Origin of the sequence: Pseudomonas putida (assembly GCF_025905425.1) — a bacterium.
GTDB lineage: Bacteria > Pseudomonadota > Gammaproteobacteria > Pseudomonadales > Pseudomonadaceae > Aquipseudomonas > Aquipseudomonas putida_AF.
This window is the reverse complement of sequence record NZ_CP109603.1, coordinates 5,086,649-5,106,800: the sequence shown is the minus strand read 5'-3', so window position 1 is coordinate 5,106,800 and position 20,152 is coordinate 5,086,649. Positions and strand designations below refer to the sequence as shown.

Sequence of the window (20,152 nt, the reverse complement as noted above, 5' to 3'; positions counted from 1 at the left end):
CGTCACGCCTGATTTCCCCCTGTTTTGTCACAAGATTTTTCATGAAATCCGCCCGCCACCCTTGAGAGAAATAGAGTGGAAGTGAACAATGTTCTCTTTCGCATTCCCTCCGAGACTGGCCATGAAAACCCGTTCCCGTCTGCTAGCTTGGCTGCCTGCTTTATTGCTTGGCCCAGTGCTGGCGCTGTGCAGCACCGTGGTGCTGGCCGAAACCCCCGCCGAGGCCACCAAGGCCTTGCACCTGCTCGATTACCTCGGTGCCGACTACCCGCCGACCGTGCGTGACGGCAAGGTGATCGACGAGGGCGAATACCGCGAGCAACAGGAGTTCAGTGCGGTGCTGGCCGAGCTGGTCAAAGGCTTGCCGGCGCATGCCGAGCAACCCGCACTGGAGCAGGGCGTGCAGGGCTTGCGCCAGGCCATCGAGCAGCGTCAGGACGGCGCCGCCGTTGCCCGCCAGGCCCGCCAGCTGGGCGCGCGCCTGGCGGTGGCCTACGAGGTCAGCCAGGCCCCGGTGATTACCCCGGACCCGGCCCGCGGGGCCTCGCTGTATGCGCAGAATTGCTCGATCTGCCACGGCGACACCGGCGCCGGCGATGGCCCGGCCGGTGTTGGCCTGGAGCCGCCGCCCGCCAACCTGCGCAGCGTCGAGCGGCTTGACCAGTTGAGCCTGTTCGACCTGTACAACACCCTTGGTTTGGGCATTGAAGGCACCGAGATGCCGTCGTTCGCCGATCAGCTTGATGAGCGTCAACGCTGGGACGTCGCCGCCTATGTGGCGAGCTTCACCGCCAAGCCCGACGCCGCCAAGGGTGACAAGGCCTGGAACCTGGCAGACCTTGCCCGCCAGACCCCAACCGAAGTCGCCGCCAACGAAGGGGCCGGTGCGCTGGAGGCGTTTCGCGCCCAGCGTGCTCAGCCGCCACAGGCCAAACGCGGCCCGGCGCAGTTGCTCGAATACACCGCCAGCACCTTGGACAAAAGCCTGGCGGCCTACCGCGAAGGCGATCATGACCAGGCGTATGACCTCTCGGTAGCCGCGTACCTGGAAGGGTTCGAGTTGGTGGAAAGCTCGCTGGACAACATCGATACCCAGGCGCGCAAGGACACTGAAAAATCCCTTATGGCCTACCGCCAGTCGCTGCAGGACGGCTTGCCAGTGGCCCAGGCCGAGCAACGCCTGGTCGAAGCCAAGGCCAAGCTCGACCAGGCCGCCAAGCTGCTGGGCAGTGATGGCCTGAGCTGGTCGCTGAGCTACATCTCCGGGCTGTTGATTCTGCTGCGTGAAGGCCTTGAGGCGATTCTGGTGCTGGCGGCGATCCTCGCCTTCCTGCGCAACACCGGCCAGCAGTCGGCGGTGCGCAGCGTCAATGTCGGTTGGGGGCTGGCGCTGGTCGCAGGTTTCGCCACCTGGGCCCTGGCGGCCTATGTGATCGATGTGGGCGGTGCCCAGCGCGAGCTACTCGAAGGCTGCACGGCGCTGTTTGCTGCGGTCATGGTGCTGTGGCTGGGGGTATGGATGCACGACCGCCGTCACGCTGCGGCCTGGCAGGACTACATCAAGAGCAGCCTGGTCAGTGGGGGCGGGCGTTTCGGTTTTGCCGTGCTGGCGTTCTTCTCGGTGTACCGCGAGCTGTTCGAAGTGATCCTGTTCTACGAAACCCTGTGGCTGCAGGCAGGGCCTGCCGGGCATCAGGCGGTGCTGGCAGGGGGCGCCACGGCCCTGGTGCTGCTGGTGGGGTTGGCGTGGGTGATATTGCGAGGCTCGGCCAAGCTGCCGCTGTCGCTATTCTTCAGCATCAACGCGGCGCTGTTGTGTGCGCTGTCGGTGGTGTTCGCCGGGCACGGCGTCAAGGCACTGCAAGAGGCCGGGGTGCTGGGCACGCGGCCGGTGGCGTTCTTTGAGTTCGACTGGTTGGGCATTCACGCCGATGCCTACTCGCTGGCGGCCCAGGCGGTGGCACTGCTGGCCATCGTGTTCCTGTACGGGCGCTCGCGGTTGGCCGAGAAGCGCAGGGCGGCGGCCAACTGAGGCCGCCCTCCTGGTAACGCTATTTGATCAGGCCGGTTGTGGCGCTTTGAGAATGTTCTGCAGCAGTTGAACACTGTCGACGGCGTCATGACCCAGGCTGGTCAGGTAGCCACCATCGGGTTGATCGGTCAGCCCTTTATCGTACAGGCGCTGTGCGGCCGCAATCAGGGCAGGAGCGGCGTTGCTGTTTATCTTGATGCCTTCTTGGCTGCTGTCGTGTTTGAACAGCGCAAGGACTTCCAGTTCGGCGATCAGATCGGGGGTAAAGGACATGGCGACTCCTGACTTCCAGACGAGGATAGCGGCACCGTCATCGGTGCCTGACCTTCGAGTGTAGTCGGGTTATTCGTCGTCGCCTTGATCCATCTCAGGTGGCAGCTCGGGCAGGGCGCGCAGGGCGTTCTCGTACCATTCGCTGTCGAACGCGCGGTCTTCCACCAGCATGTTGTCGATCTCGAAGGCCAACACATGGGCCATCAGGTTGAGGATGTCCTCGCGCGCGTAGCCGACCAAGGTCAGCTTGTTGAAGGTGGCCTTGGCCGCCGCCGGTTCGCCGCTTTCGATCTGGTTCTCGATGGCCTGGGTCAGCGTTGCCTCGGCGAAGGCTTCGTCGTCATTGTCGATGTCGGTGGGCTCGCTCATGGCGGTACTCCTGTGATGGGGCATACAGTTTGCCACGCCTGTGGTGGCAATGTCCGGTCATCGAGCGGGTGCATGACGCTGGTCAGGCGCAGGCATAGGGTCTATAAAAGCCGGGCCATCCCCTTACGGCCTGGAGGCTGTTACCCCATGCTCAAGCTTCACGGATTCTCGGTCAGCAACTACTACAACATGGTCAAGCTGGCCCTGCTGGAAAAAGGCCTGCCTTTCGAGGAGGTCACCTTCTATGGCGGCCAAGCGCCCCACGCGCTGGAAGTCAGCCCGCGCGGCAAGGTGCCAGTGCTGGAAACCGAGCACGGCTTTATCAGCGAGACCAGTGTGATCCTCGACTACATCGAGCAGACCCAAGGCGGCAAGGCGCTGATGCCGGCGGACCCGTTCGAGCAGGCCAAGGTGCGTGAGCTGCTCAAGGAAATCGAGCTGTACATCGAGTTGCCGGCGCGTACCTGCTATGCCGAGTCGTTCTTTGGCATGTCGGTGGAGCCGCTGATCAAGGAGCGGGCCCGCGCCGACCTGCTGGCAGGCTTCGCCACGCTCAAGCGCAATGGGCGCTTTGCCCCCTATGTGGCGGGTGAGCAGCTGACGATTGCCGATTTGATGTTCTGCTTCTCGGTCGATCTGGCTTGTGCGGTGGGCAAGAAGGTGCTCGACATCGACTTCCTCGCGGATTTCCCCGAGGCCAAGGCGTTGCTGGAGAAGATGCGCGAGAACCCGCACATGGCGCGGATCATGGCAGACAAGGAGGCGGCGATGCCGGCCTTTATGGAGATGATTCGTAGCGGTAAGCGGTAACTACCGGGGGCTGCTTTGCAGCCCATTCGCGGGGCAAGCCCGCTCCCACAGGTGCCGCACTTTTCCTGAAGCATGCACACATCTGTGGGAGCGGGCTTGCCCCGCGAACGAGGGCGAAGCCCTCGCAATGGCCCTTAGCGCGAAGCCAGCAAGGCTTGACCGCGCACCACCGCCGCACGCACCTGCGCCGGCGCCGTACCACCAATGTGGTCACGGGCATTGACCGACCCTTCCAGGGTCAGCACGGCAAACACGTCCTGCTCGATCTGGTCGCTGAACTGGCGCAGTTCGTCCAGGCTCATTTCGGCCAGGTCCTTGCCAGTGTCCACACCATACTTCACCGCGTGGCCGACGATTTCGTGGCAATCACGGAACGGCAGGCCTCGGCGTACCAGGTAGTCAGCCAGGTCGGTGGCGGTGGAGAAGCCGCGCAGGGCCGCTTCGCGCATGATCGCGTGCTTGGGCTTGATGGCCGGGACCATGTCGGCAAAGGCACGCAGCGAATCGCGCAGGGTATCGGCGGCGTCGAACAGCGGTTCCTTGTCTTCCTGGTTGTCCTTGTTGTAGGCCAGCGGTTGGCCTTTCATCAGGGTCAGCAGGCCCATCAGGGCGCCAAACACGCGGCCGCTCTTGCCACGTACCAGCTCCGGCACGTCCGGGTTCTTCTTCTGCGGCATGATCGAGCTGCCGGTGCAGAAGCGATCAGGCAGGTCGATGAACTGGAACTGCGCGCTGGTCCACAGCACCAGCTCTTCGGAGAAGCGCGACAGGTGCATCATCGCAATGCTTGCGGCAGCGCAGAATTCGATGGCGAAGTCACGGTCCGAGACGCCGTCCAGCGAGTTGCCGGATACGTCCTCGAAGCCCAGCAGCTTGCAGGTGAGCTCGCGGTCGATTGGGTAGGTGGTGCCTGCCAGCGCGGCGCTGCCCAGGGGCATGCGGTTGGTGCGCTTGCGGCAGTCGACCAGGCGCTCGTAGTCGCGGCTGAGCATTTCGAACCAGGCCAGCAGGTGGTGGCCGAAGGTGACTGGCTGAGCGGTCTGCAAGTGGGTGAAACCGGGCATGATGGTCTCGGCTTCACGCTCGGCCTGCGCCAGCAGGCCCTGTTGCAGGCGGGTGATCTCGGCCAGGATCAGGTCGATCTCGTCACGCAGCCACAGGCGGATGTCGGTGGCGACCTGGTCGTTGCGGCTGCGGCCGGTGTGCAGCTTCTTGCCGGTGATGCCGATGCGGTCGGTCAGGCGTGCTTCGATGTTCATGTGCACGTCTTCGAGGTCGACGCGCCAGTCGAAGTTGCCGGCCTCGATCTCGCCCTGGATGGTCTTCAGGCCATCGATGATGGTGTCGCGCTCGGCATCGCTGAGCACGCCGACCTGCGCCAGCATGGTGGCGTGGGCGATCGAACCCATGATGTCGTGGCGGTACAGGCGCTTGTCGAAATCGACCGAAGCGGTGAAACGGGCGACGAAGGCGTCGACGGGCTCACTGAAGCGGCCGCCCCAGGACTGATTGGTCTTGTCGGTGCTCATGGATTCACTCATTGCAGGCGTGAACGAAAAAGTGGCGCCGATAATAGCAGGGTTGGGCGCGCTGCCGCAGGACGCCGGTCGAGAGAAATGTCGCCAAAACGCCAGGCAAACGAGCAAGCAAGGATTTGCAGGAATGAACGGCAGTGTTCCACGGACCGTCTACAGTTGGACAGAGGACTGGCAGTGAATCTGCCGGCCGAGTGAATCTTTGGCCATCGCACCGGTCTAGAGCGTGACACGCAGTGTCGCTCGAACCACACCTGTCTACGCTATAACCTGTGCGAGACTCATTCAGGAATCCAGCGCAATTATGAATGTCCTGATCGTTGATGACGAACCCCAAGGCCGTGAACGCCTCAGTAGGCTACTCGGCGAACTAGAGGGTTATACCGTGCTGGAGCCTAGCGCCACCAACGGCGAGGAGGCCCTGGCGCTGATTGAAAGCCTCAAGCCCGATGTCGTCCTGTTGGACATCGGCATGCCTGGCCTGGATGGCCTGCAGGTTGCCGCTCGCCTGTGCGAGCGCGAGGCGCCGCCGTCGGTGGTGTTTTGCACCGGCGACGATGAATACGGCACCGAAGCTTTCAAGGACAGCACCCTCAGCCATGTGACCAAACCCTTCCAGCCCCAGGCGCTGCGCGATGCTTTGCGCAAGGCCGAGAAGCCCAACCGCGCCCAGTTGGCGGCGCTCACCCGGCCGGCTAATGAAGGCGGAGGCCCGCGCAGCCATATCAGTGCGCGAACGCGAAAGGGCATCGAGCTGATTCCCTTGCCCCAGGTCATCTATTTCATCGCTGACCACAAATACGTGACCTTGCGCCACGAGGGCGGGGAGGTGTTGCTCGATGAGCCCCTCAAGGCCCTGGAAGACGAATTCGGCGAACGCTTTGTGCGCATCCATCGCAATGCGCTGGTGGCTCGCGAGCGTATCGAACGCCTGCAGCGCACCCCGCTGGGGCATTTTCAGCTGTTTCTCAAAGGCCTGGACGGTGATGCCCTGACCGTCAGCCGGCGCCACGTGGCCGGCGTGCGCAAGATGATGCAGACGCTCTGACCCTGTCTTTGCGCGGCCACTTCCATGGCCGCGCACAGGCCGCACACCGCCATTGACCCGCATCTGCTAGCGATGCCCCCGGAGCTGTTATCATCGGTGGTATTTCTCTGCATCGGGGCGTTCCATGTCCACTCGCGAAATCCGCATTGCCACCCGTAAAAGTGCCTTGGCCTTGTGGCAGGCCGAATATGTCAAAGCCCGCCTCGAGCAGGCTCACCCTGGGTTGCTGGTGACCCTGGTGCCCATGGTCAGCCGCGGCGACAAGCTGCTTGATGCGCCGCTGGCGAAAATCGGCGGCAAGGGCCTGTTCGTCAAAGAACTGGAAACCGCCCTGCTGGACAACGAAGCCGACATCGCCGTGCATTCGATGAAGGACGTGCCCATGGACTTCCCCGAAGGCCTGGGCCTGTACTGCATCTGCGAGCGTGAAGACCCGCGCGATGCTTTCGTTTCCAACCGTTTCGAAAGCCTCGAAGCCTTGCCCGCTGGCAGCATTGTCGGTACCTCCAGCCTGCGCCGTCAGGCCCAGTTGCTGGCGCGTCGCCCGGACCTTGAAATCCGCTTCTTGCGTGGCAACGTCAATACCCGCCTGGCCAAGCTCGATGCCGGTGAATATGACGCGATCATCCTCGCCGCAGCCGGCTTGATCCGCCTCGGTTTCGAAGACCGCATCACCTCCAGCATCAGTGTCGACGACAGCCTGCCAGCGGGTGGCCAAGGCGCGGTGGGTATCGAATGCCGCAGTGCCGACAGCGAAATCCATGCGCTGCTGGCGCCTTTGCACCATCTCGACACTGCCGACCGGGTGGTGGCCGAACGGGCCCTGAACAAGCGCCTCAATGGCGGCTGCCAGGTGCCGATTGCCTGCTACGCGGTACTTGAAGGCGACCAGCTGTGGCTGCGTGGCCTGGTCGGCCAGCCCAGCGGTGGCACCTTGCTGGTGGCTGAGGCCCGCGCGCTACGCGCGTCGGCTGAAGCGTTGGGCGTGCAGGTTGCCGAAGACCTGCTGAGCCAGGGCGCCGAAGCCATCCTCAAGGAAGTCTATGGCGAGGCCGGGCACCCGTGAGTCGCTGGCGCCTGCTGCTGACCCGGCCTGCCGATGACTGCACAGCACTGGCGCAATACCTGGCGGCGGCGGGGGTGGCTAGCAGCTGTCTGCCGCTGCTGGCGATAGAAGCTGTCGCTGTGGATGACCGGCAACGTCAGTTGCTGGGTGACCTGCAGGGTTTTCAGGCAATCATCGTGGTCAGCAAGCCGGCAGCCAGATTGCTGCTCGAACGGCTGGCCCAGGCCGGGCTGCAGCCGCCCCCAACAGGTTGGTTCACCGTGGGCGAGGCGACCGCAGCTGTGCTGCAGGGCGCAGGCCTTGAAGTGGCCTGCCCGGCGCACGGCGATGACAGCGAAGCCTTGCTTGCGCTTGCGGCCCTGCGCGCGGCAATCAGCGTGTCTGCGCCGCGTGTCTTGATCGTCCGTGGCGTGGGAGGTCGCGAACTGCTGGCAGAGCGTCTTGCAGAGCAAGGTGCTAGTGTCGATTATCTGGAACTGTATCGTCGCTGCCTGCCGGAGTACCCAGCGGGCACCTTGATGCGCCGCATCGAAGCGGAACGCCTCAATGGCCTGGTGGTCAGCAGTGGGCAGGGTTTCGAACATTTGCAGCAGATGGCCGGCGCCGATTGGCCGCAGGTAGCGCGTCTGCCGCTGTTCGTGCCGAGCCCGCGGGTTGCCGAGCAGGCCAGGGCCGCCGGGGCCCAACAGGTTGTGGATTGCCGTGGCGCCAGTGCCACGGCCTTGCTGGCAGCCGTGCAGCGCAGCGCTGCACCTGCCTCTTAAGGCGCTAAGCTGAACGCCAAGCGCCCCCATGCAAAGGATGGATACGTGAGCGAAACTGTCTTGTCCAACAATGATCAGCCGTCGGCCCAGACGCCGGCGGACCCCGTCACCGCCACACCCGCCAAGCGCTCCGGCAGCGGTCTGGCAGCGCTGGCCCTGCTGCTGGGTGCGGCCGGGGTCGCGATAGGTGGCTGGGGTGTCTGGCAGGTGCGTCAACTGCAGGGCAGCGAGTTTAACCAAGGGCAACACCTTGAAGCACTGAACCAGCGCGCCGAAGCGCTGCAGCAGCGTGAACAGCAAATCAGTGCGCAGTTGGCCAGCCTGCCGGCCGCTAGCGAGCTGGAAGACCGCCGCCGCCTGGTGTCGCAACTGCAGGGTGATCAACAGCGCCTCAGCCAGCGCCTGGAAACCGTGCTTGGCGAGAGCCGCAAGGAATGGCGCCTGGCAGAGGCCGAGCACTTGCTGCGCCTGGCCACCCTGCGCCTCTCGGCCCTGCAGGACATCACCAGTGCCAAGGCCCTGGTCGAAGGCGCCGACGAAATCCTTCGCGAGCAGAGCGACCCGGGCGCCTTCGCCGCCCGTGAGCAGTTGGCGCGCAGCCTGGCAACGCTCAATAGCACGCAGCAACCAGACCGCACTGGCCTGTTCTTGAAGCTTGCCGCGCAACGTGAACTGGTGCAGCAGCTCAGCGCCCAGTCGCCGGAGTTTGACAGCAATGCCGATGCGCTCGGTGCGCTGACCGCCGACGGCGATGGCGCCAGTCGCTGGTCGCAGTGGTGGGCGGAAATCTCCAAGTATTTCCAGATCGACTTCAATGCCGATGACAACGTACGGCCACTGCTGGCCGGGCAGTCGCTCAACCAGCTGCGCCTGGCCCTGAGCCTGACCATCGAGCAAGCTCAATGGGCGGCGCTCAATGGTGATGCGAAGGTTTACACCCAGGCACTGGATGATGCACGCAGCGTGCTGTTGGCCAACTTCAACGCCGACAACCCGCAGAGCAAGGCCATGCTCGACAGCCTCAACGCCCTGGCCGAGCAACCGGTGTCTGTCGTTACGCCTGATTTGAGCGAGAGCCTGGCTTCGGTGCAGGCCTACATCCAGCGCCGCCATCTGCCGGACGAGGGTGAAGGGGGCAAGCCATGAAGCGGGTCTACCTGCTGGCCGTGCTGGCGATCGTGATCGCGGCCGCCTTGGGCATCGCGGTGGCCAAACACAGCGGTTATGTGCTGATCTCCTATGGCAGCTTCCGCTATCAGTCGGGGCTGTGGGCCGCGCTGGCCGGGCTTATCGCCGTGGTTGCCGTGCTCTGGTTGCTGCGCTACCTGGTCGGCCTGGTGCTGACGTCCAGTGGTGTGGTCAACCCGTGGTCGCGACGCAACCGCAGCCGCCGCATCCGCCTGGCCATCGAGCAAGGCCAGTTGGACCTCGCCGAAGGCCGCTGGGCCAGTGCCCAGCGCCATCTGCACCGCGCCGCCGAAGCCGAGCGCCAGCCCTTGCTCTACTACCTCGGTGCCGCCCGTGCCGCCAACGAGCAGGGCCGCAAGGAAGACAGCGACAACCTGCTTGAGCGCGCCCTGGAGCGTCAGCCGCAGGCGGAACTTGCCATTGCCCTTACCCATGCCCAGTTGCAGATGGACCGTGGTGATACCGACGGTGCCCTGGAAACCCTGCTGGCGATGCAGGAGCGGCACCCGCAAAACGGCCAGGTGCTGCGCCTGTTGCAGCGCTTGCACTTGGAGCGAGGCGACTGGTCGGCGCTGATTCGCCTGCTGCCTGACCTGCGCAAAGGCAAGGTGTTGCCAGCCGAAGAGCTCGCTGCACTTGAAAAGCGTGCCTGGGGTCAGAACCTGAGCCTGGCGACGACCCGTGGCGAAGATGCGAAAACTGCGCGTCAGGCCCTGGAACGCGCTTGGCAGCAACTCACCGCCGCCCAGCGCCAGGAACCCCAGCTGGTGCTTGCCTACGCTGAGCAACTGCGCCAGGTGGGCGCCCAGGGTGAAGCAGAGCAGGTGTTGCGCACCGCCCTCAAGCGCGAATACGAAAGCCACCTGGCCCGTTTGTATGGCCTGGTGCGCGGTGATGACCCGGCGCGTCAGTTGCAGGCTGCCGAAAGCTGGCTGAAGGCGCACCCGCAGGACCCGAGCCTGTTGCTGACCCTCGGCCGCCTGAGCTTGCAGAACCGTCTGTGGGGCAAGGCACGGGATTATCTGGAAAGCAGCTTGCGGATGGAGCGCAATCCGGAAACCTGTGCGGAGTTGGCCCGCTTGCTCGCCGGCCTCGGCGAGACCGAACGCAGCAACCAGCTGTTCCAGGAAGGCCTCGGTTTACTGGATGAGCGTTTGCTGGCGCTGCCGTTGCCAGAAGCTGTCCGCGCCTGATCTGAACGACTCCTGAGCTACCCCTGAGACCGTGCCAGCATGCGGGCTCAGGGGGTGGGTAACTTGTCCGGCGTTATAAGTTAGATCTGCAATCCATTTCTTAAGACGTTTCCTACTTCCCGGATGGAAACTTCCTTTGCTATTCAGCGACTTGTCGTTCCTGTAGCGCCTTGAAACAAAGCGGTTCTTTCCTCTACCGTTTCAAGCCACTTCATTCCCCGGGACCACCATCACCCATGCTGCCGGCCCGCTTACGCACCTTTTTTCTCCCTGCCTGCCTTGCCTCACTGGCGGTGCTGGTCGGCTCCTTTCACCTTGAAAGTGCTCTGGGGCTGGTGCCCTGCCCGTTGTGTTTCACCCAGCGCTTGCTGCTTGGGCTGTACGCGGTGCTATGCCTGGGTGCAGTGATGCAGGCGCCAGGTATGCCGGGTATTCGTCGTTATGCGCGGGCAATGCTGGCCTGTTCGCTGGCGGGGGCGCTGCTGGCGGCACGGCATGTCTGGTTGCAGGGGGCGGGCGGGGCGATCCCGCTGTGCCCGGCACCCATCTGGCGGGTATTCGAGCAATCCTGGCGCGAAGCCGCCCGGCAATTGCTGCTGGGTGGCCCGGACTGCAACTCGCTGACCTGGAGCTTTCTTGACCTGACGCTGCCTGAATGGAGCCTGTTGGCGTTCCTGCTACTGGCCGCGCTGCCCTTGAGCCACCTGCTGGCGTATCGTTTCCGCACTCTGGCTGGCGTTTGACCTGGCGCAAGCCTGGTACGCCATCGCGACCAATGGCGATGTGACAGGGTATTAAACACTTGTATGAACTTTGTCTGCTGCGTACCTTGATGGTCAGCACGCGCGGGAATAATCTCCCAGCACGCATACCGAAAATACAACTGCTCGATGCCGTCCTGCTGATGTCACCTTTGTGCTGCGCGGTCGTGGTACGAGGTGCAGCGGCATCTACCCAGAAGGGAAGAGATCGCCATGCTCGATAGTTGTCAGAATGCCCAGGAACGCTGGGGTGGGGTTCACAAGCTGATCGACCGTTGGCTGGAGGAGCGCCAGGAACTGGTGCAGGCTTTCCGCGCATTGCGCGATTTGAAGCCAGCCTTCGCCGATAAGGACACCAACGGGGACTTTTGCGCGCTCCTGGTCGACTACGTTTCGGCGTGGCATTTCGAGGTCAGCGAACAACTGGTCAGCGAAGCCAAGGCCTTCGGTGATACGCGCGGCCTTGAACTGGCTACACAGATCAATCCACGTATCGATGACAGCACCCAGATCGCCCTGGCCTTCAATGACCATTGCGTAAAGGGTGAGTGCACGGACCCAGAACGTTTCGCCGACAAGCTGACGAAGTTGGGTGCCCTGCTGCACGAGCGCTTCGAGCTGGAAGATTGCCTGATTGAGGTGCTGCACAACGCGCACAAGGAAGAAGGCGCGGTCGAAGCCTGAAGCGGGGCGTCAGTCGCCAACCGCCAGCAGTTCGATTTCGAATACCAAGGGTGTATAGGGCGCGATCAGGTCACCTGCGCCCTCTGCGCCGTAGGCTTGGGCCGACGGGATCACCAGGCGCCACTTGGCGCCTGCATGCATCCGAGGCAAGGCCACTTGCCACCCCTCGATCACCGAGCCCAGGCTGAACCACTGTGGCTGTTGGTTTTGATCGAACACCGAGCCATCCGGCAACCTGCCCACGTAGCGTACCTGCACCTTGCCGCCCGCGTTTGGCTGCGCGCCCGCACCGCTTTGCAGTTCGCTGTAGAGCACGCCTTCGGGCAGCTCATGCACACCGGCACGCGCCCGCTCGTTGGCCATGAAGCGTGTTTCCACCGCCTGTTGTTTTTCTGCCTGAGCCTGCTCGGCCGTAGTCGCTGCCTGCACTTCATGCTGCTGCAGCACGGCCTGCATGCGTGCCTTGTCGAGCGTTAGCGGTTGCCCTTGATAGGACTGGCGCAGGCCTTCGACCAAGGCGTCCAGTTGCAGCCCCGGCATCTCATCTCGCAAACGCTCGCCCAGGCTGGCGCCCAGGCTGTAAGCCAGGTCATGGTCGTCCGCATCGGCCAGGGCAAAGGGCGCCACCAGGCACAAACCTAAAACAAGAAAACGAGGCATGGACAGTTCCTGCGCAATGAGCGGGCCGTTACAGCCAACATCCGGGTTGGCCGGTATCGGCCAAATATGAGCAACGCTTTATTCTGCAACTACACTTTCACGGAGCTGCAAGATAACAACTTTGCCCAGGCATGCAACGCGGCGTAAATATTACTGTCAACATGCCCTAGCGGCGGTAGCAGCAGAAGCATAGTATGAGCCGCAATCTCGTCAGCCAGGAGGTAAACCATGTCGGCCAAAAAGAAGCCAGTAAGTACGCCGTTGCACCTGCTCCAGCAACTTTCGGGCAGCCTGCTCGAACATTTGGAAGATGCCTGCTCGCAAGCGCTGGCTGATGCGGAAAAACTGCTGGCCAAGTTGGAAAAGCAACGTGGCAAGGCACAAGAGAAACTGCATAACGGTCGTCTGAAACTGCAGGACGCGGCCAAGGCAGGTAAGGCCAAGGCGCAGAACAAAGCACAAAAAGCCATCGGTGAACTTGAAGGTTTGCTCGACTCGCTCAAGGGCCGCCAGACCCAGACGCGCACCTATATCCAACAGCTCAAGCGTGATGCCCAGGACAGCCTGAAGCTGGCCCAGGGCGTGGGTAAAGTGCGTGAAGCCGCCAGCAAGGCACTGGACCAGCGCGCCGTCGCTGCCAAGGCTGCAAAACCGGCCGCTGCCAAAGCCCCGGCGAAAGCCGCCGCTACCAAGCCCGCCGCTCGTTCCGCTGCCGCCAAGCCCGCCGCCAAAGCACCTGCAGCCAAAGCACCAGCAGCCAAAGCACCTGCAGCCAAGGCCCCGGCCAAACCCGCTGCGGCCAAAGCGCCCGCCAAAGCCGCCGCCGCCAAACCTGCGGCCAAGCCCGCCGCTAAAGCCGTCGCTGCCAAAGCACCGGCCAAGGCTGGCGCTGCTAAACCCGCCGCCAAACCGGCTGCTGCAAAAGCACCCGCCAAGGCCGCCGCTGCTAAACCTGCAGCCAAACCTGCGGCGACTAAAGCCCCGGCCAAAGCGGCTGCTGCAAAACCGGCTGCGAAACCAGCGGTTGCCGCTAAAGCACCCGCGCGTGCTGCCGCCAAGCCAGCGGCAAAACCGGCGGTGAAGGCTGCGGCCAAACCCGCTGCCGCCAAGCCCGCCGCGAGCAAACCAGCCGAAACCAAAGCGGCCACGGCTGCCACCAGCGCGCCTGCCGCCGCGACCAACTCGGCCTCCCCGGCTGCAGCGCCGTCGGCACCCGCCAGCACCCCGGCTCAGGCGCCGTCTTCGGCATCCTGAAGCGCTGCCGCCGCGACGCGCAACTGATGCAGCGCGCGGTGATCTCGGGCCTGGTCCGGCGCTAGCCGGGCCAGCCAGTCGTCCGCGGGCTCGTGGGAGCCCGCGGGCCACTGTTGCGAACGCGCCTGCAGGCGTTCCAGCAAGGCCTTCTCGGCCTGCAATTCCAACCCCTTTAGTTGCTCACGCAACGCCGCCAACTGCGTATCGGTGTGCGCTGCCGTGCGCCATTGTTGGCGCAGGCCCCGTAACGGGGTCACTACCTCACGCTGCCAAGGCGCGGCAATGTTGCGCAGGGCTTGCGCGCGCTCATCATTTGCGGCCACGCCGCGTGCTTGCAGCCAGGTCGCACAGAGCAACAGGCAAACGTCACCGCCCAGCGCTTGCACGCCAAGGCAGGCCTCTTCAACGCCGGCCCTGGCATACAAGGCCAGGGCGTGATTCCACAGGTCGGTGCACATGATTCCACTCACGCTACGGGCCGAGGAAGCTGGTAGACTCCGCGACCATCATGATCAGACTATCCAACCTCACTTTACAGCGTGGTCCGCAGCGCTTGCTAGAAGGCGCCGAGATGACCTTGCACGCCGGCCACAAGGCCGGTTTGATCGGTGCCAACGGCGCCGGAAAATCCAGCCTGTTCGCCTTGCTGCGCGGTGAGCTTTCGCCCGATTCCGGCGATTGCCTGCTACCCGGCGACTGGCGCATAGCCCACATGCGCCAGGAGGTCGACACCCTCGACCGCCTGGCGGTGGACTATGTACTCGATGGCGACGTGCGCCTGCGCAAGGTGCAGGCCGAGCTTGCGGTGGCCGAAACGGCCCATGACGGCACAGCCCTGGCGCGCCTGCACAGTGAGCTGGAAAGTGCCGATGGCTATACCGCCGATGCCCGTGCGCGCAAGTTGCTGGCCGGCCTTGGCTTCATCAACGAGCAGATGGACCGCCGTGTCGGTGACTTCTCCGGTGGCTGGCGGATGCGCCTGAACCTGGCGCAGGCGCTGATGTGCCCGTCCGACCTGCTGCTGCTCGACGAACCCACCAACCACCTGGACCTGGATGCGATCCTCTGGCTGGAAGACTGGCTCAAGGGCTACCCCGGCACCTTGCTGCTGATTTCCCACGACCGCGATTTCCTTGATGCCGTGGTTGACCACGTGGTGCACGTCGAGCAGCGCAAGCTCAACCTGTACAAGGGCGGCTACAGCGCCTTCGAACGCACCCGCGCCGAGCGCCTGGCGCAACAGCAGCAAGCCTACGAGAAGCAGCAGGCCCAGCGTGCGCACATGGAAAAGTACATCGCCCGCTTCAAGGCACAAGCCACCAAGGCCCGCCAGGCACAGAGCCGGATCAAGGCCCTGGAACGCATGGAAGAATTGTCGGCGGCGCACGTCGATTCGCCATTCGACTTCGTCTTCCGCGAATCGCAGAAAATTTCCAGCCCACTGCTGGACATGTCTGAAGGCCGCCTGGGTTATGGCGACAAAGCCATCCTGGAGAAGGTCAAGCTGCAGCTGGTCCCGGGTGCGCGAATCGGCCTGCTCGGCCCCAATGGCGCGGGCAAGTCGACCCTGATCAAGAACCTTGCCGGCGAGCTTGCGCCGCTGTCGGGGCGCCTGGTACGTGGCGAGAACCTGGCGGTGGGTTACTTTGCCCAGCACCAGCTCGACTCCCTCGACGACAAGGCCAGCCCACTGTTGCACCTGCAGCGCATTGCCTCGGCCGAGCGCGAACAAACGTTGCGCGACTTCCTCGGCGGCTTCGACTTCCATGGCAACCGTGTCGACGAACCGGTGGTGAACTTCTCCGGTGGCGAAAAGGCCCGTCTGGCCCTGGCACTGATCGCCTGGGAGCGGCCGAACCTGTTGCTGCTGGACGAACCGACTAACCACCTCGACCTGGAAATGCGCCTGGCCCTGACCATGGCCTTGCAGGAATTCGCCGGTGCCGTGGTCGTGGTGTCCCACGACCGTCACCTGCTCAAGAGCACCACCGACGATTTCCTGCTGGTGGCCGACGGCAAGGTTGATACCTTCGATGGCGATCTTGAGGACTACAGCCGCTGGCTGGTCGAGTACCGTCAGCGCAATGCGCCGGTCAGCAACGCCCCGGCCAACCCGGATAAGACCGACAAGAAAGCCCAGCGCCAGGCGGCAGCGGCGTTGCGTCAGCAACTGGCACCGCACAAGAAAGCGGCTGACAAGCTGGAGGCCGAGCTCAACCAGGTGCATGCGCAGTTGGCCGAGATCGAAACAGCGCTGGGTGACAGTGGCCTGTACGAAGCGGCGCGCAAGGATGAACTGCGTGACCTGCTGGCTCGCCAGAGCAAGCTCAAGCAGCGTGAAGGTGAGCTGGAAGAGGGCTGGATGGAAGCCCTGGAAACCCTCGAAAGCATGCAGGCAGAGCTTGAGGCGCTGTCCTGATGGAGGAACTGCGTTCGCTGCTGCCGGGGCAATGGATGGATACCTTCTGGCTGGGCCTGCAGATTCTGCTGATCCTGGCCATTGCCTTTGTCCTGCAGCGCGTCATCGCCCGTGGTCTGAGCCGCCTGGGCCAGCGCTACCCGTTACCGCCCGAGCTGCTGGTGCCGGTGCGTGGCGGCTTGCGCTGGTTGATCATGGGCAGCGCACTGCTGTTCGTGTTGGAGCGCCTGGGGGTTTCCGCAACCGTGCTGTGGACCGCGTTGTCCGGTTTCGTCGCGGTGGCTGCGGTCGCGTTCTTCGCCATGTGGAGCGTGCTGTCCAACCTGCTGTGCGCGGTGCTGATCTTCACGGTCGGGCCGTTTCGCATCGGTGATGTGGTCGAGCTGGTCGATACCCTGGACAAGCCCGGCGTCAAAGGCCGGGTAATTGCCATCAACCTGCTGTTCACCACGCTGATGGAATTGCCCGAGGCGGGCGGGGCGCTGGTGCAGGTGCCGAACAGCCAGTTCTTCCAGAAGTCCGTGCGGCGTTGGCGGGGGGCTGAAGTGCAGGCGCTGAGCAAAGACTTGTCGAGCGAGTCGGACTGACATCCTGGTGTTTCCGCCTCCGGCCTCTTCGCGGGCAAGTCGGACCGCCGCACACTTTCAAAAAATTACTGGTTATTTTTTCGCCATCATCTTAGCTTAACGTTTTGCAACATATGTTAGAGCGAGGTGTGTGATGTCGATGGAAGTGTGGTTGGGCTTCTTTGCCGCCTGTTGGGTGATCAGCCTTTCACCCGGGGCCGGGGCGATTGCCTCGATGTCCAGCGGCCTGCAGTACGGTTTCTGGCGCGGTTACTGGAACGCACTAGGCCTGCAGATTGGCCTGATCGTGCAAATCGCCATCATCGCCGCTGGCGTGGGCGCCATCCTGGCGGCTTCCGCCACTGCCTTCACGATTATCAAGTGGTTTGGCGTCGCCTACCTGGTCTACCTGGCCTACAAGCAATGGCGTGCGTTGCCGATGGACATGAGCGAAGAGTCTACCGTGCGCCCGATCGGCAAACCGCTGAGCCTGGTGTTCCGTGGTTTTCTGGTCAACGTCAGTAACCCCAAGGCGCTGGTGTTCATGCTGGCGGTGCTGCCGCAGTTCATCAACCCCCATGAGGCGCTGCTGCCACAGTATGTGGCAATCACCGTCACCATGATCACCGTCGACATGCTGGTCATGGCGGGTTACACCGGCCTGGCTTCCCGGGTGCTGCGCCTGCTGCGCACGCCCAAGCAGCAGAAGCGGCTGAACCGCACCTTTGCCGGGTTGTTCCTCGGCGCGGCAACCTTCCTCGCGACCCTGCGTCGCGCGCCTATCTGATAGGGCGGCGGGGGCGCAAGAGCGCCCCCGGCTATTTCGGCTTTTCCACAAAACCCTTGAGCAAATCCAGCGGCAGCGGAAACACGATGGTCGAGCTCTTGTCCCCGGCAATCGCCCCCAGCGTCTGCATATAACGCAACTGCATGGCCCCCGGCTCCTTGCTGAGCATCTGTGCTGCCTGCATCAGTTTTTCGGACGCCTGCAGCTCCCCTTCGGCATGGATCACCTTGGCCCGTCGTTCACGTTCGGCCTCGGCCTGACGAGCGATGGCGCGCACCATCGATTCGTTGAGGTCGACGTGCTTGATCTCGACATTGGCCACTTTGATGCCCCAGGCATCGGTTTGCGCATCCAGCACCTGGCGGATATCGGCATTCAGCTGCTCGCGCTCGGCCAGCAGCTCGTCCAGTTCGTGCTTGCCGAGCACCGCACGCAAGGTGGTTTGGGCCAACTGGCTGGTGGCGACGAGAAAATCCTCGACCTGAATGATCGCTTTTTGTGGGTCGAGCACGCGAAAGTACAGCACGGCATTGACCTTCACCGAGACGTTGTCGCGGGTGATCACATCCTGCGGGGGTACATCCAGCACGACGGTGCGCAGGTCGACCCGGACCATCTGCTGGATGACCGGGATCAGCAGAATCAGCCCAGGTCCTTTGACCTGCCAGAAGCGCCCCAGCTGGAATACCACGCCGCGCTCGTATTCGCGCAAGATACGGAACGCCGACAGCAACAGCACGCCCAGCAGCATCAGCAGGGCGCCGAAACCCAATTGCATGAACATCGTCATTCTCCTTGCGCCGAAGGGGCCGCAGCGCTCACCTCCAGCATCACGCCACGACGCGCCGTGACTCGTACGTGTTGGCCGGGTTGCAGCGGCGTCGCGCACTGTACCTGCCACTGTTCGCCTTGCGCCTGTACCGAGCCGCAGTACGGGTTGTCTGCCAGCACCTGGGTAACGGTGACCAGGCTGCCGACCAGGCCGGCATCGCCGCTGACCAGGGCGCGCTTGCGCGCTTTCAGGGCCATGCCCAGCACACCACCGATAAACAGCGCCGAAAGCACCGCCAGGCTGGCGATCAGGGGCAAGGGGATGCCAAACCCTGGGGCGTCGGTGTCCATCAGGATTACCGCGCCGACCACGAAGGCCACGATGCCGCCAAAGCCGACCACGCCAAAGCTGGGCAAGAACGCCTCGGCGATCATGAAGGCCAGCCCCAGCAGGATCAGCGCCACTCCGGCGTAGCTCACCGGCAGCAACTGCAGGGCGTACAGCGCCAGCAGCAGGCAGATACCCCCTATCACACCGCCAACGCCGGAGCCGGGGTTCATGAACTCGAACAGCAGGCCGTACACGCCGATCATGATCAGGATCAGCGCCACGCTGGGGTTGGTGATGACGGCCAGCAGGCGCGTGCGCCAGTCAGGCAAGTGCTCGACCAGGCTGGCACCGTGGGTCTGCAACAGTCGCGGTTGGCCGGCAACGTCCAGCGTCTTGCCATCGAGCTGGCGCAGCAGGTCGGGCAGGTCATTCGCCACCAGGTCGATCACCTTCAGGCGCATCGCCTCGCTGGCAGCCAGGCTGACCGCTTCGCGCACGGCCTTCTCCGCCCAATCGGCATTGCGCCCGCGCAGCTGCGCCAGGCCGCGTATATAGGCAGCGGCGTCATTGACCTGCTTGCGGGCGAGGGTTTCTTCATCGCCACTGGGCCTGGCCTTGTCGTCCTTGGGCACGCCTGGGGGGCCGCCGATCTGCACGGGGGTGGCGGCACCCAGGTTGGTGCCGGGGGCCATGGCCGCGACGTGGCTGGCATAGAGGATGTAAGTGCCAGCGCTGGCAGCCCGGGCCCCGCTGGGGGCGACGAAGCTTGCAACCGGCACCGGGCTGGCGAGTATGGCCTTGATCATCTGGCGCATGGCGCTGTCCAGGCCGCCCGGCGTATCCATGCGGATGACCACCAGTTGCGCGCCTTGCGCATGGGCTTGGTCCAGGCTGCGCACCAGGTAGTCGGCACTGGCCGGGCCGATGGCATCGTCGATGCTCAACACCCAGACAGCACCGGGCGCTGCCTGGCCGCCCGGCGTCAGCCCAAGCAGCATCAACAGCAACAGCCAGCGCCACCAGCGAGCGGCCACCTGTCGTCACCTCGTTAGCATCTATTACACAAGTTTAGTCATGCCTGCCGGGCCAAGGCCTAAAATTGAACATTGGGGGCAACTCCGGAGGTGCATCATGCGTATGGCAAAAACCCTGCAGGCTCGCCTGGACAAGGCCAACTGCGATTACGACATCATTCCCCATCCACATTCGGCCACCAGCCTTGAATCGGCACGCACGGCCGGCGTACCCGCCGAGCGGGTCGCCAAGTCGGTGATGCTCGATGACCGGCATGGCAACTACATCATGGCCGTGCTACCGGCCAACCGGCATCTGGATATGAGCAAGGTGCGCATGTCTGGCGCCTGGCAACTGACCCGCGAAAGTGGCTTGCCGACCCTGTTCGGCGACTGCGAACGTGGCGCGGTACCGGCGCTTGGCGACGCCTACGATATAAAAATGCTGCTCGACCCGACCCTTACCCGGCAAGGTGATGTCTACTTGGAGGCGGGTGACCACGATCACCTGATCCACATGAGCATGGAGCAGTTCATGAAGCTGGTACCGCACGCCGAAGTGCGCGAGCTGTGCTGATGTTCTCAAGCCAACGCCGGGCGGGCGTCGTGGACGGCCTGTCCGGCTTTT

The 20,152-nt window shown here is 63.7% G+C and carries 21 protein-coding genes; 14 read left to right on the top strand and 7 right to left on the bottom strand.

What is annotated here, in order from left to right:
- Positions 1-88: 88 nt before the first annotated feature.
- Positions 89-2,032: a cytochrome c/FTR1 family iron permease gene (locus OGV19_RS23090; protein ID WP_264310803.1), complete on the top strand. Its 1,944-nt coding sequence runs from the start codon at positions 89-91 to the stop codon at positions 2,030-2,032.
- A gap of 27 nt (positions 2,033-2,059) precedes the next feature.
- Here the strand turns inward: OGV19_RS23090 and OGV19_RS23085 are convergent, their stop codons facing one another.
- Both OGV19_RS23085 and OGV19_RS23080 read right to left on the bottom strand, forming a co-directional pair.
- Entirely contained in the window at positions 2,060-2,305 is a 246-nt protein-coding gene (locus OGV19_RS23085; protein WP_264310802.1) for a TIGR02647 family protein, read from the bottom strand.
- A 69-nt stretch (positions 2,306-2,374) separates the two neighbouring features.
- Positions 2,375-2,674: a hypothetical protein gene (locus tag OGV19_RS23080; protein ID WP_264310801.1), complete on the bottom strand. Its 300-nt coding sequence runs from the start codon at positions 2,672-2,674 to the stop codon at positions 2,375-2,377.
- Between the two features lie 147 nt (positions 2,675-2,821).
- Between OGV19_RS23080 and OGV19_RS23075 the strand changes: the two genes are divergently transcribed.
- The gene (locus tag OGV19_RS23075) at positions 2,822-3,484 is read left to right on the top strand and encodes a glutathione S-transferase (protein ID WP_264310800.1); all 663 of its coding nucleotides are present in this window, start codon (positions 2,822-2,824) and stop codon (positions 3,482-3,484) included.
- A gap of 134 nt (positions 3,485-3,618) precedes the next feature.
- Here OGV19_RS23075 and argH read toward each other — a convergent pair whose 3' ends face one another.
- On the bottom strand, positions 3,619-5,013 hold the full coding sequence (argH, locus tag OGV19_RS23070; RefSeq protein ID WP_264310799.1) for an argininosuccinate lyase: 1,395 nt from the start codon (positions 5,011-5,013) through the stop codon (positions 3,619-3,621).
- Between the two features lie 310 nt (positions 5,014-5,323).
- Between argH and OGV19_RS23065 the strand changes: the two genes are divergently transcribed.
- The 7 genes from OGV19_RS23065 (at position 5,324) to rsd (ending at position 11,723) form a co-directional block, all read left to right on the top strand.
- The gene (locus OGV19_RS23065) at positions 5,324-6,067 is read left to right on the top strand and encodes a LytR/AlgR family response regulator transcription factor (RefSeq protein ID WP_027595125.1); all 744 of its coding nucleotides are present in this window, start codon (positions 5,324-5,326) and stop codon (positions 6,065-6,067) included.
- Positions 6,068-6,191: 124 nt separating this feature from the next.
- Entirely contained in the window at positions 6,192-7,133 is a 942-nt protein-coding gene (gene hemC / locus OGV19_RS23060) for a hydroxymethylbilane synthase (RefSeq protein WP_264310798.1), read from the top strand.
- The gene (locus OGV19_RS23055; protein WP_264310797.1) at positions 7,130-7,897 is read left to right on the top strand and encodes a uroporphyrinogen-III synthase; all 768 of its coding nucleotides are present in this window, start codon (positions 7,130-7,132) and stop codon (positions 7,895-7,897) included. The genes hemC and OGV19_RS23055 overlap by 4 nt, the downstream gene beginning before the upstream one ends.
- 45 nt (positions 7,898-7,942) lie before the next feature.
- A complete protein-coding gene (locus tag OGV19_RS23050; protein ID WP_264310796.1) occupies positions 7,943-9,043 on the top strand; it encodes a uroporphyrinogen-III C-methyltransferase in 1,101 nt (366 codons plus the stop codon).
- Complete coding sequence (locus tag OGV19_RS23045) at positions 9,040-10,278, top strand: heme biosynthesis protein HemY (RefSeq protein ID WP_264310795.1); 1,239 nt, start codon at positions 9,040-9,042, stop codon at positions 10,276-10,278. Before OGV19_RS23050 ends, OGV19_RS23045 begins: the two co-directional genes overlap by 4 nt.
- Before the next feature lie 236 nt (positions 10,279-10,514).
- Positions 10,515-11,021 carry a disulfide bond formation protein B gene (locus OGV19_RS23040; RefSeq protein ID WP_264310794.1) on the top strand — a complete coding sequence of 169 codons (507 nt, stop codon included), beginning with the start codon at positions 10,515-10,517 and terminating at the stop codon, positions 11,019-11,021.
- Positions 11,022-11,252: 231 nt separating this feature from the next.
- Positions 11,253-11,723 carry a sigma D regulator gene (gene rsd, locus OGV19_RS23035; protein WP_264310793.1) on the top strand — a complete coding sequence of 157 codons (471 nt, stop codon included), beginning with the start codon at positions 11,253-11,255 and terminating at the stop codon, positions 11,721-11,723.
- A gap of 9 nt (positions 11,724-11,732) precedes the next feature.
- On the opposite strand, the gene OGV19_RS23030 is transcribed toward rsd, so the two are convergent.
- A complete protein-coding gene (locus tag OGV19_RS23030; protein WP_264310792.1) occupies positions 11,733-12,383 on the bottom strand; it encodes an FKBP-type peptidyl-prolyl cis-trans isomerase in 651 nt (216 codons plus the stop codon).
- A gap of 228 nt (positions 12,384-12,611) precedes the next feature.
- Here OGV19_RS23030 and OGV19_RS23025 point away from each other — a divergent pair, with 228 nt between their 5' ends.
- Positions 12,612-13,637 (top strand): AlgP family protein, encoded by a 1,026-nt coding sequence (locus OGV19_RS23025; protein WP_264310791.1) that lies wholly within the window; start codon positions 12,612-12,614, stop codon positions 13,635-13,637.
- On the opposite strand, the gene OGV19_RS23020 is transcribed toward OGV19_RS23025, so the two are convergent.
- On the bottom strand, positions 13,613-14,095 hold the full coding sequence (locus tag OGV19_RS23020; RefSeq protein ID WP_264310790.1) for a TIGR02444 family protein: 483 nt from the start codon (positions 14,093-14,095) through the stop codon (positions 13,613-13,615). The two genes, OGV19_RS23025 and OGV19_RS23020, sit on opposite strands and share 25 nt — an antisense overlap.
- Before the next feature lie 50 nt (positions 14,096-14,145).
- Between OGV19_RS23020 and OGV19_RS23015 the strand changes: the two genes are divergently transcribed.
- The 3 genes from OGV19_RS23015 (at position 14,146) to OGV19_RS23005 (ending at position 17,409) form a co-directional block, all read left to right on the top strand.
- Complete coding sequence (locus tag OGV19_RS23015) at positions 14,146-16,056, top strand: ATP-binding cassette domain-containing protein (protein ID WP_264310789.1); 1,911 nt, start codon at positions 14,146-14,148, stop codon at positions 16,054-16,056.
- The gene (locus tag OGV19_RS23010; RefSeq protein ID WP_264310788.1) at positions 16,056-16,643 is read left to right on the top strand and encodes a mechanosensitive ion channel family protein; all 588 of its coding nucleotides are present in this window, start codon (positions 16,056-16,058) and stop codon (positions 16,641-16,643) included. The genes OGV19_RS23015 and OGV19_RS23010 overlap by 1 nt, the downstream gene beginning before the upstream one ends.
- A gap of 133 nt (positions 16,644-16,776) precedes the next feature.
- Positions 16,777-17,409, top strand: coding sequence for a LysE family transporter (locus OGV19_RS23005; RefSeq protein ID WP_264310787.1), 633 nt, complete (start codon positions 16,777-16,779; stop codon positions 17,407-17,409).
- Between the two features lie 31 nt (positions 17,410-17,440).
- Here OGV19_RS23005 and OGV19_RS23000 read toward each other — a convergent pair whose 3' ends face one another.
- A complete protein-coding gene (locus OGV19_RS23000) occupies positions 17,441-18,193 on the bottom strand; it encodes a slipin family protein (protein ID WP_027595137.1) in 753 nt (250 codons plus the stop codon).
- Positions 18,194-18,195: 2 nt separating this feature from the next.
- Entirely contained in the window at positions 18,196-19,545 is a 1,350-nt protein-coding gene (locus tag OGV19_RS22995; protein WP_264310786.1) for an NfeD family protein, read from the bottom strand.
- Between the two features lie 97 nt (positions 19,546-19,642).
- Here OGV19_RS22995 and OGV19_RS22990 point away from each other — a divergent pair, with 97 nt between their 5' ends.
- The gene (locus OGV19_RS22990) at positions 19,643-20,101 is read left to right on the top strand and encodes an aminoacyl-tRNA deacylase (RefSeq protein WP_264310785.1); all 459 of its coding nucleotides are present in this window, start codon (positions 19,643-19,645) and stop codon (positions 20,099-20,101) included.
- Positions 20,102-20,152: the final 51 nt, after the last annotated feature.

What these genes read in the sequence shown, in the direction of transcription:
- OGV19_RS23090 (WP_264310803.1), top strand. Translation starts at nt 89, where the DNA reads ATGTTCTCTTTCGCATTCCCTCCGAGACTGGCCATGAAAACCCGTTCC.
- OGV19_RS23085 (WP_264310802.1), bottom strand. Translation starts at nt 2,305, where the DNA reads ATGTCCTTTACCCCCGATCTGATCGCCGAACTGGAAGTCCTTGCGCTG.
- OGV19_RS23080 (WP_264310801.1), bottom strand. Translation starts at nt 2,674, where the DNA reads ATGAGCGAGCCCACCGACATCGACAATGACGACGAAGCCTTCGCCGAG.
- OGV19_RS23075 (WP_264310800.1), top strand. Translation starts at nt 2,822, where the DNA reads ATGCTCAAGCTTCACGGATTCTCGGTCAGCAACTACTACAACATGGTC.
- argH (WP_264310799.1), bottom strand. Translation starts at nt 5,013, where the DNA reads ATGAGCACCGACAAGACCAATCAGTCCTGGGGCGGCCGCTTCAGTGAG.
- OGV19_RS23065 (WP_027595125.1), top strand. Translation starts at nt 5,324, where the DNA reads ATGAATGTCCTGATCGTTGATGACGAACCCCAAGGCCGTGAACGCCTC.
- hemC (WP_264310798.1), top strand. Translation starts at nt 6,192, where the DNA reads ATGTCCACTCGCGAAATCCGCATTGCCACCCGTAAAAGTGCCTTGGCC.
- OGV19_RS23045 (WP_264310795.1), top strand. Translation starts at nt 9,040, where the DNA reads ATGAAGCGGGTCTACCTGCTGGCCGTGCTGGCGATCGTGATCGCGGCC.
- OGV19_RS23040 (WP_264310794.1), top strand. Translation starts at nt 10,515, where the DNA reads ATGCTGCCGGCCCGCTTACGCACCTTTTTTCTCCCTGCCTGCCTTGCC.
- rsd (WP_264310793.1), top strand. Translation starts at nt 11,253, where the DNA reads ATGCTCGATAGTTGTCAGAATGCCCAGGAACGCTGGGGTGGGGTTCAC.
- OGV19_RS23030 (WP_264310792.1), bottom strand. Translation starts at nt 12,383, where the DNA reads ATGCCTCGTTTTCTTGTTTTAGGTTTGTGCCTGGTGGCGCCCTTTGCC.
- OGV19_RS23025 (WP_264310791.1), top strand. Translation starts at nt 12,612, where the DNA reads ATGTCGGCCAAAAAGAAGCCAGTAAGTACGCCGTTGCACCTGCTCCAG.
- OGV19_RS23020 (WP_264310790.1), bottom strand. Translation starts at nt 14,095, where the DNA reads ATGTGCACCGACCTGTGGAATCACGCCCTGGCCTTGTATGCCAGGGCC.
- OGV19_RS23015 (WP_264310789.1), top strand. Translation starts at nt 14,146, where the DNA reads ATGATCAGACTATCCAACCTCACTTTACAGCGTGGTCCGCAGCGCTTG.
- OGV19_RS23010 (WP_264310788.1), top strand. Translation starts at nt 16,056, where the DNA reads ATGGAGGAACTGCGTTCGCTGCTGCCGGGGCAATGGATGGATACCTTC.
- OGV19_RS23005 (WP_264310787.1), top strand. Translation starts at nt 16,777, where the DNA reads ATGTCGATGGAAGTGTGGTTGGGCTTCTTTGCCGCCTGTTGGGTGATC.
- OGV19_RS23000 (WP_027595137.1), bottom strand. Translation starts at nt 18,193, where the DNA reads ATGTTCATGCAATTGGGTTTCGGCGCCCTGCTGATGCTGCTGGGCGTG.
- OGV19_RS22990 (WP_264310785.1), top strand. Translation starts at nt 19,643, where the DNA reads ATGCGTATGGCAAAAACCCTGCAGGCTCGCCTGGACAAGGCCAACTGC.